This window comes from Ensifer sp. 22521, assembly GCF_052044795.1.
In the GTDB taxonomy this organism is placed as follows: domain Bacteria; phylum Pseudomonadota; class Alphaproteobacteria; order Rhizobiales; family Rhizobiaceae; genus Ensifer.
This window is the reverse complement of the sequence record NZ_JBQENM010000038.1, coordinates 35,946-52,659: the sequence shown is the minus strand read 5'-3', so window position 1 is coordinate 52,659 and position 16,714 is coordinate 35,946. Positions and strand designations below refer to the sequence as shown.

Sequence of the window (16,714 nt, the reverse complement as noted above, 5' to 3'; positions counted from 1 at the left end):
GTTGAGGCTGGCGTTTTCGAGCAGGTCGAAGAGGCGATCGAAGCCGACGCTCGACCTGTAGAAGGGGGAAAAGTCGGGGTTTGTTCTCATAGCTATATCCTCCGTAGAGCAACATAGGTACGAGGGAGCGCCAAGAAGCTTGGGCTCCCTGACTGGTGTCAACCCACTTGGGCATCGACAAGAATAAGGTGGGGATCATGATGCCTTGCGTCAAGAGGCAGCCCTACCCTCCAAACCGCCCGCGACGTGAAATACTCTCATGAATTCATGCCGGTAGCACTCAACAGGCTAGAGTGCTAAAAAATTTTTGACCCTCTCTTGAAACTCAAAAAACAGGAACCAGATCGAAATGCGCGCGATGCCGAAAGGCTCGGCGTCCCGCGTCGGTTTCGCTCCGAATGCGGCGCGGAACACTTGTTGAAAAATCTGGTTGTCGATGAGGCGAGCGAAATGACGTTCCGTCCCTTGCATGACCGTATCCTGGTTCGCCGCATCGGGGCCGAGGAAAAAACGGCCGGCGGTATCATCATCCCAGATACGGCAAAGGAAAAGCCAAAGGAAGGTGAGGTCGTTGCCGCTGGCTCTGGTGCGCGCGATGAAAGCGGGCAGCTGCGACCACTCGAAGTGAAAGTGGGTGATTGCGTCCTGTTCGGCAAATGGTCGGGCACCGAGATCAAGCTCAATGGCGAGGATGTCTGATCATGAAGGAATCTGAGGTGATGGGCGTAATGGAGGTCGACGCCGCAGCGAGCAATGCGGCGTAGTGCCAATTCGGACCTATGCCAACAAGGAATGCTGACTGAGGAAGGAGTAGAAAAATGGCTGCCAAGGAAGTGAAATTCCATTCCGACGCCCGCGAAAGGATGCTGCGCGGCGTCGACATCCTCGCCAATGCTGTCAAGGTTACGCTCGGTCCGAAGGGCCGTAACGTGGTGATCGACAAGTCATACGGCGCGCCCCGCATCACCAAGGACGGCGTCACTGTCGCCAAGGAGATCGAGCTTGAGGACAAGTTCGAGAACATGGGTGCACAGATGGTGCGGGAAGTGGCGTCGAAGACCAGCGATATCGCTGGTGACGGCACCACCACCGCAACCGTTCTCGCCCAGGCGATCGTCAAGGAAGGCGCGAAGGCCGTGGCTTCGGGCATGAACCCGATGGACCTCAAGCGCGGTATCGACAAAGCTGTCGAAGCTGTGGTCGAGGAACTGCGGCGGAACGCCCGCAAAGTCACCAGGAACGACGAGATCGCCCAGGTTGGCACCATCTCGGCCAATGGGGACATCGAGATTGGCCGCTTCCTCGCAGAAGCGATGGAAAAGGTCGGTAACGAGGGGGTGATCACCGTCGAGGAAGCCAAGACCGCGGTGACGGAGCTGGAGGTCGTCGAAGGCATGCAATTCGACCGCGGTTATCTCTCGCCATATTTTATCACCAACCCGGACAAGATGCGGGTTGAGCTCGAGGAACCCTACATCCTGATCCACGAGAAGAAGCTCTCGAACCTGCAGACATTACTGCCGGTTCTTGAAGCGGGTGTTCAATCTGGAAAGCCGCTGCTGATTATCGCCGAGGATGTCGAAGGCGAGGCGCTCGCAACCCTCGTCGTCAACAAGCTGCGCGGCGGCCTCAAGATCGCTGCTGTCAAAGCGCCAGGCTTCGGCGACCGCCGCAAGGCCATACTGGAGGACATCGCAATCCTGACCGGCGGCACCGCAGTCTCTGAAGATCTGGGCATCAAGCTCGAAAACGTGACCCTCAATATGCTCGGCCGTGCCAAGAAGGTTGTTGTCGAGAAGGAAAATACGACGATCGTCGACGGCGCTGGCTCGAAGACGGAGATTCAGGGCCGCGTTTCGCAGATCAAGGCGCAGATCGAGGAAACCACATCGGACTACGATCGCGAGAAGTTGCAGGAGCGGCTGGCCAAGCTTGCTGGCGGCGTTGCCGTCATCCGCGTCGGCGGCTCGACCGAGGTCGAGGTGAAGGAACGCAAGGACCGCGTCGACGACGCCATGCATGCCACGCGGGCGGCCGTCGAGGAGGGCGTGTTGCCCGGCGGAGGCGTCGCTTTGCTGAGAGCCGTCAAGGCACTGGACAACACGCAGACCGAGAATGCCGACCAGAGGCACGGCATCGACCTTGTTCGCCGCGCGATCGAGGCGCCGGTGCGCCAGATCGCCGAGAACGCGGGTGCCGAAGGCTCGATCATTGTCGGCAAGCTGCGCGAGAGGACCGAATTTGGCTATGGCTGGAACGCGCAAACGAACGAGTTCGGTGATCTTTACGATCAAGGCGTGATCGACCCGGTCAAGGTCGTTCGCACCGCGCTGCAGGACGCCGCCTCGGTCGCCGGCCTGCTGATCACCACCGAGGCCATGGTCGCCGAGAAGCCGAAGAAGGATGTACCGCTCCCGCCGATGCCGGCAGCCGGCATGGACTTCTGACTGCAATGATAGGTCCGCGCCCCCACGGGGCGTGGGCTTTGGATAGACTTGCGAAGTAAGAGATGCATTGCGCTTGAATCGGCGCGGCGTTTGTCGAACTGGTGCTGGTTTGGCAGGAGCCAAAATCGTGACTCCGGGGGGCTTTACCCAAGCCTCGCCCGTGCACCGAAGGAGGAACAGTTCGGCCCCAAAAATGACCACGCGTTCGTCGAATATGCTGGCGTATTCGCCGCACTCCGTCCTCATACTGGTTCCAGCGCCGCTTCCCGCGGCGCGGCCGCAGTCGGCGATGTCGACCGGCACTCAACCCTCGCTCGCTGATGTCTTGGAGGACGTCACGCCGGCGGTCGTCAACATTGCAGTGAGGTCTCGCGCTTCCGCCGAAACCAATCCTCTTTACAACGATCCCTTCTTCCGTTGCTATTTCGACCTGCCTGAGCAGCAATAGCGGCTGAGCGCGGGCTCCGGCCTCATTGTTGATGCCAACAGAGGCTATATCCTCACCAATCATCACGTCGTCGCGGACGCCGGCGAGATTGCGGTAACCTTGAAGGACCGCCTGGGTCACGAGTTCCGACGTTCCAATACTCACGATGGCGATGTAAAATTGTGAGCCATTCTTACATCTGGGCACCTCGGAGGTTGCCGGGAGAACCGCTTGTCTCCCCCTATCCCCCAGGGCGAGCAAGGCTTGGCAGGGCCGCAGCATGATGACTATGGATGAGACGCGAGAACCCACCCGACGCGATTTTCTCTATCTGGTGACAGCCATGGCAGGGGTAGTGGGTGTTGGGGCCGCCTCCTGGCCATTCATCGATCAGATGCGTCCTGACGCGTCGACGCGCGCGATGGCCTCTATCGAGGTGGACGTATCCTCGCTCGTCGAGGGTATGTCACTGACCGTCAAATGGCGCGGTCGCCCGGTTTTCATTCGCAACCGCACCCAGAGGGAGATCGAGGCGGCAAGGGCGACCGCGCTTGACGATCTCAAGGACCCCTTGGCTCGGAATGCCAACCTTGCCGATGACCAGCACGCGACCGATGTTGCCCGCTCTGCCGGGAAAGGGAAGGAGAAGTGGATCGTGATGATCGGGGTTTGCACGCATCTCGGCTGCGTGCCTCTAGGGCAGGCGGGTGATTTCGGAGGCTGGTTCTGCCCGTGCCACGGATCGCACTATGATACTGCCGGTCGCGTCCGCAAGGGGCCCGCACCGGAGAACCTCGCGATCCCCCGCTTCGAGTTCATATCCGAATCTGTTGTCCGGATCGGATAAGCCGCGCAAGTGCAACAATCGCGAGCACCACGTGCCGTGTCGCCGATCGGGTTATCCGCGACGTCGCGACGGTTCGGTTGCCCCGAAATCGCTGCACATCACGGACAGGTTCGGGAAGGTCACTCAATAAGGGCGGCTAATACGTGATCGAACCACCAAGGGCAACGCCATTTCACGAAGGCTGGTTGGCTGCCCTTTGCGACCGGCCTCACGTCGGTATTCCTTCCTTGTTCACTCGACTTTTTGTTGTGGCCGAAGTTGGCGTCGTTATCGGCATGGTTGCGCCTTCGTTCTGGACTCTGACTATCTTTGTTCCCTCTAATTTTAGGGGTTTCTCATTGATCGACGTTGAAAAACCAAGCGTGGCTTAGGACTGCGAGGTCAACGGCTCGATACAGTCGGCTCTCACCTTGACGGGCAGCAGATGTCCGTCCTTGTCGATTTCCGGGGAGCCCATCCGAGCCTCCGTTCACCACCGATGACGAGCGATATGGCAGATGGACGGCGTACACCGACAATGAGATCTCGCGACGACGGCCAACACTTATTTAGCCATATCCGACCGCCCGTCCAGCGGGCTGAAATCACAAATCTCTCATGTACCGGGGATATGAGTGTTGCACGTCAACACATGGGGTACCGATGCGAGAGACGAAGCTTCGCGAGACCGAAACCATCTCCGAAACGATCAGGGAACTGGCAGTCCCGGGTATGAAGCCAAAGGCCCTGATTGAGGCCGTCAAGGCCAGGCACCCAAGTGCTTCGAAAAAAGACATTGCCCGAGCTGCGTTTCTCACCATCATTCTGTCTGCCGAGTATGCCTCAGAGGAGGCCCAAGCCCTCCACGATCTTGCTAGCGGGACCTCGGATGGAGAAAGCGCTGGATGAGCGGGCGTCACCGGAAGCAAGAGAGCAACTTCCCTAGCTGGTGACTTGACTTGCGTGATCGGCAACATCCGCATTGACCGAAGGGCGCAACCTCGCATCAGGCGATGGTGAAATATCCCTTTTGGACGGCTGTTGTCGCATCCATGCTGGCGCCGCGTTCATCTCCGATGAAACCGCGGACCGCTTTAAGGTCGCGGGCGTTCAGATGGAGCTCATACGTGGTCTCCGGCGCTTTCTTCCGGTGCTGGCAGGAACGAGACGTTCTCACCGTCGCCGAGTAGAACCCCGGAGGTATACTCAGTCCGTCGATGTGAACGTCAGTCTCCGCTATGAGACCTATAATCCTTCCTCGGCTCGGCATTATTTAAGACCCCTGGCGGTTCCTTCAGAACGGAGCGATCCTGCCTTATTCTACGGCGCACCAGTCGCGGATATGGGAGATTGCGAACCGCACCTGAAGCCCGCGGTAGTCTACGACCAACTTGTCCGCTTCCCGACGCATGAACTTGGCGACGTAGTTGCGAACCGCACCCGCTTCGTCGACCACTTCAAACACGTATATCATCGCCTGCCCCCCCTAAAGATTGAGGGGTTATATTCCATTCTGCTTGAGTGAGACTTACGCCTACTGATTTCGCCGCTCATCTGGGCAGTTTGGCTCCGACGACCGCCGTTGCCTCGGATCTCACCACCTTCTCGAGCTCCTCCCGGTTGTCTCTCAACGCGCGTTTCGGCGGACGCCTGATCCACGCGGCTGTCCAGAGTAGCCCCAATTGATTAGTTACTGTTCATAAAATCTTATTGATTTCGGGACGAGCAATTGCAATCATATACTTGAAATTGCGCACCAAAAAAGCACACGTTAAAGATGAGATCGTGCTGGTTTTATTGCCGCGCAATTCCTCCATTTTCATTCGCGCGCATGGCTTGGACCTCCGTACAGGTGCGGAGGTCCAAGCGCATCGAGGACGGTGAGTAGCAGCATCTTCGGGCCGTGGCCCAGCATTAGAAAACTCTTGATTTCACAACTTGTGAGTCCGGCCAGAGTCCGCATAGGGTTCGCTATTCAGAGGGGCGGTGGCAATGTGGAAGACCGATTGGCCAAAATCGGCGGTGACCTCAGAAACGATTGTCGTGCTTCGCCGGATCCTGCGCGACTGGTGCGACGAGCGCGGTCATCGCGCCGATAGTCAGGAAGGTGGTCGAACTGCCAAATCCCTGATCGACTGGTATGAATTCGGCGTGACCGACGAAGACGAGCTGGCGAGGCTGATCCGCGACGACATCATTATTGCTGAAGCCTAGATCGTGGCTGCCATGCGGAGCACTGTTCAGGACCCTGTAATGGAAGTACTTGGCTGGACCGGATGGCATTAAGCCAGCAGGGACGCGAAGTTCCACTGGCGACGCTGGCGCAAAGGTGACTGGGAAATCACGAGACAGCGGACGAGCAGGACGACGCCCTACGCGGCATCCAGCCATGAGATCAAACAACACGTCGGCCCCTACAGAGGAGCCTCTGCCATTCACGAGCAGAGGCTTAGTTAGGACTTCGGATCGCCCTCACGATAGCCGCATTCGACAGTTCTGCGGCTGACGATCCGTTGTCCACCATACGCTCATATGGACCCGAGACAAGGATCAGCGCGAGCGACTAAAGTGCCTGATCGGGAATAGAAGTTACTGGGCGCTAAAAGAAAAGGTCCCAGATCCGAAACGGGTAGAATCCAGGGCCCTCCATCTGAGCGTTCGACTTCACAGACGGCGCCATCTACGGCTGGACCGTCGCCGGTTTCAAGCTCTAACACGTCAGAATTTTGCCGCTGCGAGCCACGGGCTCTCGATCCGAGTCCGATCTCGGATCTTTGGGCGGCCATTGCCAACGCTTCGCAGCTACATCGGGGTGGCGGCCGTTTTTTAGGATCACTCGCCGGCCCCGGACGCGTCTATGTCAATTTCCCTACCAATTCCGCATATTCGGAAAAGGAAAGTTTACGTCCGCTTTGGCTTGCCTGGTTCGCAAGCAGCAAGACGCGAATGGGGAAAATCGTAGGAGATGCTTACGGTCAATACTGTTCTCGATCCTGTTTTCGGCTTCACCGAGTGCCGCCGAAAGGTCGCTATGCGACAAAATACCCTTCTGCACCAGCGTATCGGCAAGACACGCGGACCGCCATGATCAAACCTTGAAGCTGTAGATTTGCGGTGTTCACGCCACGCTCCCGTACGCGCTAAGCACGACATCAAGTTGCCGTGCGAAGTCCCAAAGTTCGCGGTCCATAAGCGGTCCAAAAAAAAGGCGGCCGGAGCCGCCCGCGTTTACTCAGGCTGCCTTAGACCGCGCCGAGGTTTTGTTGATCGACGTTACAGCCAGGTTGGTGAGCTTGTTGTTCGTCGCCTTTTCCTGATCGAGGATTTCGCTCAGAAGCTTGTGAGCCTCTTCGTGCCCGAGGTCCTTGGCCCATTCACGCAGCGAGCCATAGCGGGAGATCTCGTAGTGCTCAACAGCTTGACAAGCGGCCAGAAGACCGGCGTCCAATGCGGTCCCTTTAGCCTCTTTCATCAAACCGTCCGCTTCCTTGATCAACCCTTCGATGGCGTCGCATTTTTCGCCAGAGGCCGTCTTGCCGATTGACCTGAAGACCTGCTCGAGTTTCTTGATCTGGTCCTTCGTTTCCGAGAGGTGTTCCTCGGCCGCCTTCTTCAGTTCAGTGCTATTTGCTGCCTTGGCGACCTTTGGAAGCGCCTTTGTGATGGCGTTTTCAGCGAAATAGAGATCCTGCAGCGTATGCTCGAAAATTTCAGCCAGCGTTTTCATGAATTCTCTCCTCGGCAGATGAAATGCAGGGGAGAAAGCATCCAGCGGCCAAATCGTTCCCGCTCGGATGTTTAAAAGCCGGGCAGTCGGGACAATGGGCGGCGCGGCATGCCCTGGGCACGCGAGCAAAACTGGAGAGTGCGCCATGCGACTGGGGCCACAAGAACGGCGAAGCCGTCAAATGCCAGTTGGCCGAAGATTGGGACCGCTTCATTCGCTGATCCTTGTGGCACGCGATCGGGCCAAACTCGATGCTTTAGCGATGACGCTTGGTGGAAGGCACCGTGCGTGGGCAACCGACATGGGCCACGATCCCGCCATCCAATGCTTTCACACCGGACGCCGACATGAACGAAGCATCGGCGCGCCTGAAACCTACTCAAGCACGGGGAGCAATTGGCGACCCAGTCGCTGCAGATAGCCAACCCAAGCACCGCCAACGTCCTGTTGCTGTTCCGAGCGTTATTGAACAGATCGGTCGGCTTTGACATGAGGATGGTCGCGGAAGCCAACGCTGATGCTGTGTCGTACGGAAGCCCGGAGGTTTCCATGCTTGACGTTGCAGGCCAGCCGCCTTGTCAGCTGAGCCCCGATGACATTGATGTACCTACAACGAACGTTCGACCGCGTGTGCGTTTGGTGCGGAATTCCCCTTACGGAAAACGCGCCGAGCGGCTAGCCCGCTACATCATGGAGCAGTTCTCGAAGGGGCTGGATGACGAAGAAGCGCTGTTTGAGAGCGCCATTTGGCAGGAGCAGCACTTCGACGCTGTTCGGTACCCGCCGGACGCATAGGGAACATTCCGGATCAGTGGCCGTTCTAGCTTTGCCGGTGATCCACGACGCCGGATCATCGGCTGAGCTCCGCGAGCTTTATGCTCTTCTCTAACGGAGCCCATCGAGGCAGACTCGCTTGGCCCCGTTGTCGTCCTTCGGGGCCATTTCTTTTCATGGTGGGAACGCGATGCGCGATGGTCTCATTTGGCGGAAGCTTGTGAACGATCCAGAGTACTCCAATCTTATCGAACGCTGTCAAACCCGTTAGGTGATGTATGCCGACGCGTTGCTGGAAGAGAAGCGCAGATGAATTTTGCTGGGACATTTCATTCCGATAGCCAGGCAAGCCCCTATCTGCACGTCCCAGGCGCGAAATCTCCCCCTCCCCGTCACTCGCGAATACCGAGCTCGCCAACAATCCCCCGCGCTGCCTGTGTCGTGACCTCGAGCGTCTTCAGGACTATACCGGCCTCAACCCCACCTCGGCGGCCCGAGCGGTGGCGAACAGCGGGGTCTTGCGACCTCTCTGCCGGCGTCGATCGACGGGAATGAATTTAAGGCCAAGATTGAAGGCGACGACGTGTGCTGCGGTGCTCCTCCGCTGTCCGACGTGAAGTCGCTTGGAAGTTCGGCGTCGGAATTACCGCTTAGTGGTTGGGCTCTTAGCTAGTGATTCTTGATTAATTGCACCCCATCGCGAAACGCTCTATTTTCCTGGCAGGGTGTCCTCGACGAGACGGAACGTCCTCGGCTTCGCAGCGCCGCGGACCGCTTCGGTTTCCGCACCAATCCCAGGCGCAGTTCGACGACCCGATCCACGAGGAGACGAGCGATGGGCGCAACGACGCCGGACAACATCATGCAGCTCGGTATGGGGTTTTGGGCCTCCAAAGCCTTGCTCAGCGCCGTCGAGCTCGGCGTCTTCACCGAGCTCGCAGCCGGACCGGCCGACCTGCCGGACCTGCAGGCCAGGCTGAAACTGCATCCCCGCTCGGCCCGCGACTTCCTCGACACCCTGGTGGCCCTGAAGCTGCTCGAACGCGAGGATGGCCGCTATCGCAATGCCCCGGATACCGACCTCTTCCTCGACAAGGGGAAGCCGTCCTATATCGGCGGCATCCTCGAAATGGCCAATGCCCGGCTCTACGGTTTCTGGGGCTCGCTGACCGAAGCCCTGCACTCCGGAGAGCCGCAGAACGAAGCCAAGCACAGCGAGGACTTCTTCGCCGCGATCTATGCGGAGCCGGCACGGCTGCGCGGGTTCCTCGAAGCGATGAGCGGGATCAGCGCCGGTGCGGCGCAGGCGATCGCAGCCAGGTTCGACTGGTCGAAGTACACGACCTTCGCCGATGTCGGCGCAGCGCAGGGCATGGTGCCGATGGTCATCGCGCGAGCCCATCCGCATCTCCAGGCTATCGGCTTCGACCTGCCCGCCGTGCAGCCGATATTCGACGAGTTTATCGCCCGGCAGGGCCTCGCTGACCGCGTCCGCTTCCAAAGTGGCAACTTTTTCAATGGCCCGATGCCGCATGCGGATGTGATCGTGATGGGGCACATCCTGCACGACTGGGATCTTGCCGAAAAGAGGATGCTGCTGGAAAAGGCCTTCGCCGCGCTGCCCAAAGGCGGGGCCGTCATCATCTACGACGCTGTCATCGACGACGAGCGCCGCAGTAACGCCTTCGGCCTGCTGATGAGCCTGAACATGCTGATCGAGACTCGCGGAGGTTTCGACTACACCGGCGCCGACTGCCAGGCCTGGATGCGCGACGCCGGTTTCGTGTCCACACGCGTCGAGCCGTTGCTGGGGCCCGACTCAATGGTGGTCGGATTTAAGCCCGACTGAGCGGAAACCGGACCCCGGCTGTTCTGATTGTCTGAAACCTATTTCTGCCTGAACGCCTTGTTGAACGTCATGGTCAACGGGCCGACGAGATATTCGAACGCAGTGCGCTCGACGGTCGGGATGATGACATTCGCCGGCATGCCCGGATATAATTTGACCTGCGGAAGTTCGGAAAGCTGGTTCTGGTCTATTCTGATCTCCGCCACATAGTATGGCGCGTTTGTTCGGTTATCCACCAGCCTGTCGGCCGAAACATTGACGACGCGGCCCTGCACCATAGGCGTTATACGCTGCTTGTAGGCCGTCAGGTGAACCTCGGCCAACATATCAGGATGGACATCGCTGATTTCGTCAACGGCGATCTGGGCGTCGATCACCAGCGAATCCCGGTCCGGTACCAGATCGAGGATCTTCGAGTGGAGCAAGGACGCACGGGGAAATCTTCGAGTATCAACCGTCAGCGATTGGAAGGCCGAAGCCGTCACCGCAGACGGCAGTGGTGACGTCGTCCTGAGGGTCGAATTCAGTGTTGACCCGGAGCGAACGGATGTGTCGTCACTGCAGTTTAGATTGACCGAGCAGCAGGCAAAAAGCATGGGTGCGGCGTTGAGTTCAGCCTCGAACCAACCACCGCAATCGTCGGATCTGATCTACCGTAGCGCCCGACAGCGCGTGCGTACATAGGCGCGGAGCAACAAATGTAGCGCGGCGCCTATGCCAATTGGCATCCCGCGGTTCAATCCGTTCAAACCCATCGCAAACGAGTACCGTTCGCTGTAGCGCCAAGCATCACGAGCCTGCCAGAGGTGCGCAATGAAAACTGACGAAATGTCGCTCAAGTATCCCACTCTCCGGCCTGATGGGGCTGTTGTGGAGATTAAGTTGGATCAGGATATCGCTGCCACGCTCGCGCGGCTTCCGGACGATCCTTCGCTTTACTTCGATCTTGGCGAACCACACCTCCTTATTCCGCTCGAACAGTTGGTCAACGCGCGTGCGCGCGAAAGAGGCATCGTCAATGCCAACCGCCATATGTTGACCGCGGCGAAAGGCAATCAGGAGAAACGCAAACCCCTGACGGTTCAGTCCTTGGACAACGCGCTGCGGCTCGTGGTGGATGGCAATTCGACTTTGCTCAACGCTCGTCATTCGAAGTGGCGGGCGATACCTTGCTGCACTAGATAGTTAGATCCCACTGTCTCGATCACCGGAATCGGCCTCAAGGGACGAAACAAAACCCACGATGAGCAGGCGGAGAGAAACCCGTGGCGGCCGGATCGCACTAGAAACGGGGCGACCGCACTAGGACGAGAGAAAGCAGTGTCGACATCCCGCGTTCGCGTCATCGATCTGGAAACGGCCGGCAATGGACCGAACGACGTTTGCGAGATCGGGTGGCAGGATGTGGTCCTTGAAGACCATGGACGTTGGGCCGTCAACGATGAACGTGGCGCGCTGATGGTCAATCCAGGACGGCCGATTTCGCCCGACACGATGGCCATCCATCACATTCTCGACGAACAAGTCGCCGGCGCGCCCTACTGGAAAGATGTCGCCCCAGGAGTGTTGCGTCCGCCCGGCAGGATCGACGCTCTTGCTGCACATCGTGCGGCCTCCGAGCAGCGGTACTGCACGCCTCGCCTGACCGGCGGCTCACGCTGGATTTGTACCTGGAAGTGCGCCCTACGGGTCTGGCCCGAGCTCCCGCGGTTTTCCAACCAGATGCTCCGCTACCTGCGTATGCCGGAAGGGCTCGTTCACGAGTTAGGGCTGCCGGCCCATCGAGGCATGCCGGATGCCTATGTCACCGCCCATCATCTGCGCGACCTGCTGAACGCGACATCGCTCGATCAGTTGCTGGCGTGGAGCGCCGAACCGGGGCTCCTGCCGCGCGTGCCCTCCGGGCCAGATCGTGGAAAAAGTTGGGATCGCCTTAGTACGGAGACGCTCACGGAATTTCTTCACGATAGAGATAGCGATATCCGTTTCAGCGCCCAGACCGAGTTGGCAAGGCGGGGTGAACTCGAGCCGCCCGCTGTTATCGAGCCAGTGCAGCGAACCTTGCTATGAAAGCGACCGACGCGTCGCGCACGCGCCGGAGGATGGGCGATGCCAAGGCGGCGCTTGGTGAAGATGGCCCTATCTGGTGGGACTACGACGATCCGGATCTTAGCCGGCGTCTGGTGAAGAACACGCAGCCTGCGCTTGCACATCTGCCGTCGTAAGGCACATTGCCCCCACCCAGCATCGACAGGACTTTGGCTTGAAGACCCGCAAACCACTCATCCTCACCGCCCGGATCGCGGAGACAGACCTTGAACCCTTCGATCGCCTTCGAAAGGCGCATTTCCGTCGGATCGAAACTTCCTTCGGGCTCACCTGACGATGTTTCATCGGCTGCCGGGTGAACACCTCGAGCGGATCGTCGGAGAATTGCAGTCTGCTGCCACCAAGCGTGGCCAGATCCGAGCGGAGGTAGCCAGTGTTCGCCATCTCGGCGCGGGTGTCGCATTCAGGATCAAAAGCCTTGCACTTGAGCAGCTTTACGCAGAGCTTAGGTCCGCTTTCATGCCATGGTTGGGTGGCCAGGACATGCAGGGGTGGCAGCCGCATATCACCGTCCAAAACAGAGTTTCGAGGTCAGCCGCAGACACCTTGCACCAACAACTGACACACCATTTCAAACCGCGCTCGGTGATTGTGGAAGGCCTGAACCTCTGGAGATATCTAGGCGGGCCTTGGCAGCCCGAACGGACGGTCAGTTTCGCAGTGGTGCCCGCTCGCCGTCCAGGGCCAAACGCCGGTTCAGCGACCCTCTTTGATGACCGTCGATATCGAACCATCTATTCGACAGATGTCTAAGAAAACGAACGCAAATTATGGAATGATTGAAACCTGGACACTTCCATCTGCGGCCACCCTTGGGTCGTCGGTGCGAGCGAAAGGTATCCTGCTAGAATTGCGTGCTCGCTTGCCCCTGGTTTCCCGCAACAATATGAAGTCCGAGCTCGGAAGCGCAAACTGTCATAAAGTGCCTGGCCGTCAAAACGGCCCGGCTGAGTGGGTGGCAGAGGTGTGACCTTCATGATAAATGTCAATTCTAGGTAGAAGAATGTTTAGACATGATGCCAACTGGTAACCCCGGCTTCACGCGCACCATCTCGAATTTCGTCCTCCGCTGCAACTGGCCCGCCTCTCAAGGTTACGGCTTTGCCGCGACCGCTGTTCTGATTGCCTTTCTCCTTCGTTATTTCCTCATGGGTGTTCTGGATGATCGGGCAATCTACATTCTTTTCGTACCCCCCGTTCTCCTTGCAGCCGTTATCGGGGGTATTGGTCCAGGAATGCTTGCTGTTATCGCCTCCATCGGTTCAGCAGCCTATCTGAGGTCACTTACTCCCGGCGGGATCCAAATACCTGAATTGGTCGTGTTCACCGCCGTGGGGGTTGCAATTTCCTTCTTGGGAGAATCGCTCCGTCGGGCTCAACATGACTTAACAACTGTTGACGAGGCCTTGAGTACAAGAGAGGCGCACCTCCGGTCGATCCTGGACACTGTTCTCGACGCCACCATCGTCAGCGAACAGGACGGAACAATCGTATCATTCAACGCCGCGGCTGTCAGGCAGTTCGGCTATGCCGAAAATGAGGTGATCGGCCAGAACCTGCGGATGCTGATGCCGCAACCCTATCGCAAGGAACACGGCGGCTATCTCGAGCGGTACCTCTCTACGGGCGAGAAGCGAATTATCGGAACCGACCGTGTTGTCGTCGGTCAACGAAAGGACGGATCGACCTTTCCCATGAAACTTGCCGTCGGGGAGATGAGATCGGGTAGTCGAAGGTTTTTCACGGGTTTTATACGCGACCTGACCGAGCGTGAAGAATCGGCCGCTCGCCTGCAAGAGGTTCAGACCGAGCTGGCGCGACTGGCCCGCCTCAACGAAATGGGCGAAATGGCCTCGACGCTCGCCCACGAATTGAACCAGCCGCTCTCCGCTATAGCCAACTATGTCCACGGTTGCGGACGGCTGCTTCAGTCAGCCGAAAGTCCGCGCGACGTCCAGATTCGCGATGCCCTCAAGGAAGCCGGAGAACAGAGCCTACGTGCGGGGCAGATTATCAAACATTTGCGGGAATTCGTCACAAAGGGCGAGACCGAGAAGTCACCTCACAATCTGCGGCAACTGGTCGAAGAGGCCGGCGCGCTTGCACTGGTCGGATCGCGCGAGAAAGGGGTGCGCACTGTATTCGACTTTGAATCCGGCGCCGACCAAGTCATGGTCGACCGAATACAGATACAGCAAGTGCTGACAAACCTCATGCGCAACGCCGTAGAGGCGATGAAAAATTCGCCCAGGAAGGAACTTTTGGTCACCATTCAGCGCTTGGGCCCTGCAGAGGTGATGATAGCTGTCGAAGACTCCGGCCCTGGCATACCTGAGGAAATTGCGGCTGACTTGTTTAAGCCGTTCACAACGACCAAAGCCGGAGGAATGGGCATTGGCTTGTCGATCTCCAAGCGTATTGTCGAGGCGCATGGTGGGGACCTAACCGTGTCCACCGGGGGCTTGGGTGGCGCATGCTTCCGTTTTACCCTGCCGCAATACAACGAGGAAGAAAATGCCGATTGACGACTTCACCGTGCATATTGTCGACGACGAAGAGGCGGTCAGGAAATCGCTTGCCTTTATGCTGACGATGAACGGATTGGGCGTCCGAGTGCACGAGTCCGCCACTGCGTTCCTTTCCGTTGCTCCAAATCTGCGGCAGGCCGTGCTCATTACCGACATGCGCATGCCCGACCTTAGCGGACTGGATCTAATTCGCCGTCTGGCAGCCCTCAAGACAACGATCCCGTCAATCATGATAACTGGGCATGGGGATGTGCCGATGGCCGTGGAAGCGATGAAAGCAGGAGCCGTCGACTTCATTGAAAAGCCCTTCGACGACAACACCATTGTTGATGCAATCCGACGCGCCTCTGAGCGCCTGAGCGATGCATCGTCGCCGATTGAAAGTGGTGAAGACATTCGGGCGCGCATCAGCACTCTAAGCGACCGCGAGCGTCAGGTTCTGACCGCGGTCGTCGCCGGACAGCCGAACAAGGCGATTGCGTTTGCCCTAGACATTAGCCCGCGCACCGTTGAAGTTCACCGGGCTAACGTCATGGCGAAGATGCAGGCCCGCAGCCTCCCAGAACTTGTAAGGATGTCACTCGCAGCAGAAGCCGCAGACTAATCGCGGCATCGTCTTGATCTGGAACAAAGCCCAGCCTGCCCGTCTGTGCGAAGTTTGAGGAACCATCGCGCCTCGAACCCACGGAACCGCAGTGTCCAGCCCGCCCCCTGTCGTCACGATTGTGAAAGACGAAGCCTTGCTCCGATCCCTGGTCTTCGCGATGGAGGCGCATGGATACCAGGTCGAGCAGTTCGGGTCATGGATAGCAGCAAAAGAGCGAAGCTCCGTCGCCGAAATCCTGGTCCTTGACGGATCTCTGCCGGCGATGGACATCGAAGAGTGTTTGGTGTTGGCGGCCGGCAAGAGAGTGGTATTGCTTGCAGATGAAGACATCGACCGGGTGAGGCCGCGCCAGAACATTCTCGTCCTTCACAAGCCTCTCTCCGGTTCTGATGTAATCGCCGCCTTGGCCGCACTACGTAGTAACGCGTAGTGGAACGAACGAATTTCGCACGCGGCCATGCTTCGTCATGATCTGACCGTCAACAAAGGGTCGGTCATATGCACACTTCTACCGCTGCCATCGCCTCCTTCAGCTTCAACGCCGCCGCCGGCCCTGATGGTCGTTCGTTCGCTCGGCCTCGCGCGATCTCATTCTACGAAGCAGAAACCGAAATCTACGCCCAAGGCGAACTGGCCGGCGCGCTCTATCGCATCGAGTATGGAGCTGTTCGGATCTTCCGCCTGCTCGCCGACGGCCGCAGGCAGGTGGTTGCGTTTCACATTGCAGGAGAAACCTTCGGCTTCGAAGCGCGGACCATGCGCAGCTTCTTCGCTGAAAGCATCGTACCTACGGGTCTGACAACCGTCCCCATCGAAGAAAAAGGCCGCAGTTCTTCGGAGTTAATGGCGCTGGCGCTGGAGAGCATGGTGCGGGCGCAGGAACATCTTCTGGTCGTTGGAAAGCAGAGCGCGCTCGAAAAAGTGGCCGTCTTCCTCGTTGACCTTTACGAGCGTCAAGGTGCAGACGGCACACTCGACCTTTCAATGACCAGAACAGATATCGGCGACTATCTTGGCATGACGATCGAAACGGTCTCGCGGAGCTTTTCTAAGCTTCGCTCCATCGGGGTCATTCGACTCAAAAGCGCACGCACGGTCGAGGTGTTGAACGTGACAAAGCTACGGCTGATGAGTGAATAGGCGGTTTGCTGGACGCCCGCGGCCGCGATACAACCGGCTATTGCGGCGAGTTCCGCACGAGACGCTGTTTGGTTGCGGGTTTGACCAACGGCAAGGGGGATCAAGGCCGCCAAAAGACGAGCATCAACACATCGCGGAGCAGATCTGAGTCCCGATGGACGCCGCTTCCTTGATGTCGCGGGTATAGATGGTCAGTTGGGCCCGTCGTGGAGCGTGCCCGTGCGTAGCGGAATCGGCTCGTCTAAATTTCCACTTGGGGACAGCCGAGAGGACTGGGTGC

General features: G+C 58.4%; 17 protein-coding genes and 4 pseudogenes. 15 read left to right on the top strand and 6 right to left on the bottom strand.

Going from position 1 to position 16,714, the window contains the following annotated elements; genetic code table 11:
- Positions 1 to 90: pseudogene (locus tag ACTJKE_RS33710) on the bottom strand (heat-shock protein Hsp20); the annotation flags it as partial.
- A 198-nt stretch (positions 91 to 288) separates the two neighbouring features.
- Complete coding sequence (locus ACTJKE_RS33705) at positions 289 to 471, bottom strand: hypothetical protein (RefSeq protein WP_156436956.1); 183 nt, start codon at positions 469 to 471, stop codon at positions 289 to 291.
- Between ACTJKE_RS33705 and ACTJKE_RS33700 the strand changes: the two are divergent.
- The 4 genes and pseudogenes from ACTJKE_RS33700 to petA all read left to right on the top strand — a co-directional run bounded on the left by ACTJKE_RS33700 (position 451) and on the right by petA (position 3,721).
- A pseudogene (locus ACTJKE_RS33700) lies at positions 451 to 764 on the top strand (co-chaperone GroES). The gene ACTJKE_RS33705 and the pseudogene ACTJKE_RS33700 sit on opposite strands and share 21 nt — an antisense overlap.
- 54 nt (positions 765 to 818) lie before the next feature.
- A complete protein-coding gene (gene groL, locus ACTJKE_RS33695; RefSeq protein ID WP_113514194.1) occupies positions 819 to 2,447 on the top strand; it encodes a chaperonin GroEL in 1,629 nt (542 codons plus the stop codon).
- Positions 2,448 to 2,640: 193 nt separating this feature from the next.
- Positions 2,641 to 3,060, top strand: a pseudogene (locus tag ACTJKE_RS33690) (hypothetical protein).
- 97 nt (positions 3,061 to 3,157) lie between these two features.
- Positions 3,158 to 3,721, top strand: a complete 564-nt coding sequence (petA, locus tag ACTJKE_RS33685) for a ubiquinol-cytochrome c reductase iron-sulfur subunit (protein WP_440639337.1) — start codon at positions 3,158 to 3,160, stop codon at positions 3,719 to 3,721.
- Between the two features lie 1,294 nt (positions 3,722 to 5,015).
- On the opposite strand, the gene ACTJKE_RS33680 is transcribed toward petA, so the two are convergent.
- A complete protein-coding gene (locus ACTJKE_RS33680) occupies positions 5,016 to 5,174 on the bottom strand; it encodes a hypothetical protein (protein WP_197423542.1) in 159 nt (52 codons plus the stop codon).
- Positions 5,175 to 5,692: 518 nt separating this feature from the next.
- On the opposite strand from ACTJKE_RS33680, the gene ACTJKE_RS33675 reads away from it, so the two are divergent.
- Positions 5,693 to 5,914, top strand: a complete 222-nt coding sequence (locus ACTJKE_RS33675) for a hypothetical protein (RefSeq protein ID WP_057252211.1) — start codon at positions 5,693 to 5,695, stop codon at positions 5,912 to 5,914.
- A 1,018-nt stretch (positions 5,915 to 6,932) separates the two neighbouring features.
- On the opposite strand, the gene ACTJKE_RS33670 is transcribed toward ACTJKE_RS33675, so the two are convergent.
- Positions 6,933 to 7,427: a YciE/YciF ferroxidase family protein gene (locus ACTJKE_RS33670; RefSeq protein WP_440639342.1), complete on the bottom strand. Its 495-nt coding sequence runs from the start codon at positions 7,425 to 7,427 to the stop codon at positions 6,933 to 6,935.
- A 396-nt stretch (positions 7,428 to 7,823) separates the two neighbouring features.
- Here ACTJKE_RS33670 and ACTJKE_RS33665 point away from each other — a divergent pair, with 396 nt between their 5' ends.
- A complete protein-coding gene (locus tag ACTJKE_RS33665) occupies positions 7,824 to 8,222 on the top strand; it encodes a hypothetical protein (protein ID WP_058329640.1) in 399 nt (132 codons plus the stop codon).
- A gap of 246 nt (positions 8,223 to 8,468) precedes the next feature.
- Here ACTJKE_RS33665 and ACTJKE_RS33660 read toward each other — a convergent pair.
- Positions 8,469 to 8,799, bottom strand: a pseudogene (locus tag ACTJKE_RS33660) (helix-turn-helix domain-containing protein); the annotation flags it as partial.
- Positions 8,800 to 9,036: 237 nt separating this feature from the next.
- Here ACTJKE_RS33660 and ACTJKE_RS33655 point away from each other — a divergent pair.
- Complete coding sequence (locus ACTJKE_RS33655; RefSeq protein WP_440639334.1) at positions 9,037 to 10,050, top strand: methyltransferase; 1,014 nt, start codon at positions 9,037 to 9,039, stop codon at positions 10,048 to 10,050.
- A gap of 38 nt (positions 10,051 to 10,088) precedes the next feature.
- On the opposite strand, the gene ACTJKE_RS33650 is transcribed toward ACTJKE_RS33655, so the two are convergent.
- Complete coding sequence (locus ACTJKE_RS33650) at positions 10,089 to 10,427, bottom strand: hypothetical protein (RefSeq protein WP_440639332.1); 339 nt, start codon at positions 10,425 to 10,427, stop codon at positions 10,089 to 10,091.
- A 436-nt stretch (positions 10,428 to 10,863) separates the two neighbouring features.
- On the opposite strand from ACTJKE_RS33650, the gene ACTJKE_RS33645 reads away from it, so the two are divergent.
- The 8 genes from ACTJKE_RS33645 (at position 10,864) to ACTJKE_RS33610 (ending at position 16,434) form a co-directional block, all read left to right on the top strand.
- Positions 10,864 to 11,235, top strand: a complete 372-nt coding sequence (locus ACTJKE_RS33645) for a hypothetical protein (protein ID WP_156437238.1) — start codon at positions 10,864 to 10,866, stop codon at positions 11,233 to 11,235.
- Positions 11,236 to 11,370: 135 nt separating this feature from the next.
- Positions 11,371 to 12,120: a DNA polymerase III subunit epsilon gene (locus ACTJKE_RS33640; RefSeq protein WP_113515373.1), complete on the top strand. Its 750-nt coding sequence runs from the start codon at positions 11,371 to 11,373 to the stop codon at positions 12,118 to 12,120.
- On the top strand, positions 12,117 to 12,275 hold the full coding sequence (locus ACTJKE_RS33635; RefSeq protein ID WP_197423559.1) for a hypothetical protein: 159 nt from the start codon (positions 12,117 to 12,119) through the stop codon (positions 12,273 to 12,275). The genes ACTJKE_RS33640 and ACTJKE_RS33635 overlap by 4 nt, the downstream gene beginning before the upstream one ends.
- Before the next feature lie 160 nt (positions 12,276 to 12,435).
- Positions 12,436 to 12,912, top strand: a complete 477-nt coding sequence (locus ACTJKE_RS33630) for a 2'-5' RNA ligase family protein (RefSeq protein ID WP_058330223.1) — start codon at positions 12,436 to 12,438, stop codon at positions 12,910 to 12,912.
- Between the two features lie 263 nt (positions 12,913 to 13,175).
- On the top strand, positions 13,176 to 14,684 hold the full coding sequence (locus ACTJKE_RS33625; RefSeq protein ID WP_440693682.1) for a PAS domain S-box protein: 1,509 nt from the start codon (positions 13,176 to 13,178) through the stop codon (positions 14,682 to 14,684).
- Positions 14,680 to 15,291: a response regulator FixJ gene (gene fixJ, locus ACTJKE_RS33620; RefSeq protein WP_058330225.1), complete on the top strand. Its 612-nt coding sequence runs from the start codon at positions 14,680 to 14,682 to the stop codon at positions 15,289 to 15,291. The genes ACTJKE_RS33625 and fixJ overlap by 5 nt, the downstream gene beginning before the upstream one ends.
- 91 nt (positions 15,292 to 15,382) lie before the next feature.
- Positions 15,383 to 15,724 (top strand): hypothetical protein, encoded by a 342-nt coding sequence (locus tag ACTJKE_RS33615; RefSeq protein ID WP_058330221.1) that lies wholly within the window; start codon positions 15,383 to 15,385, stop codon positions 15,722 to 15,724.
- Between the two features lie 68 nt (positions 15,725 to 15,792).
- Positions 15,793 to 16,434, top strand: a complete 642-nt coding sequence (locus ACTJKE_RS33610; RefSeq protein ID WP_440639329.1) for a helix-turn-helix domain-containing protein — start codon at positions 15,793 to 15,795, stop codon at positions 16,432 to 16,434.
- Positions 16,435 to 16,714: the final 280 nt, after the last annotated feature.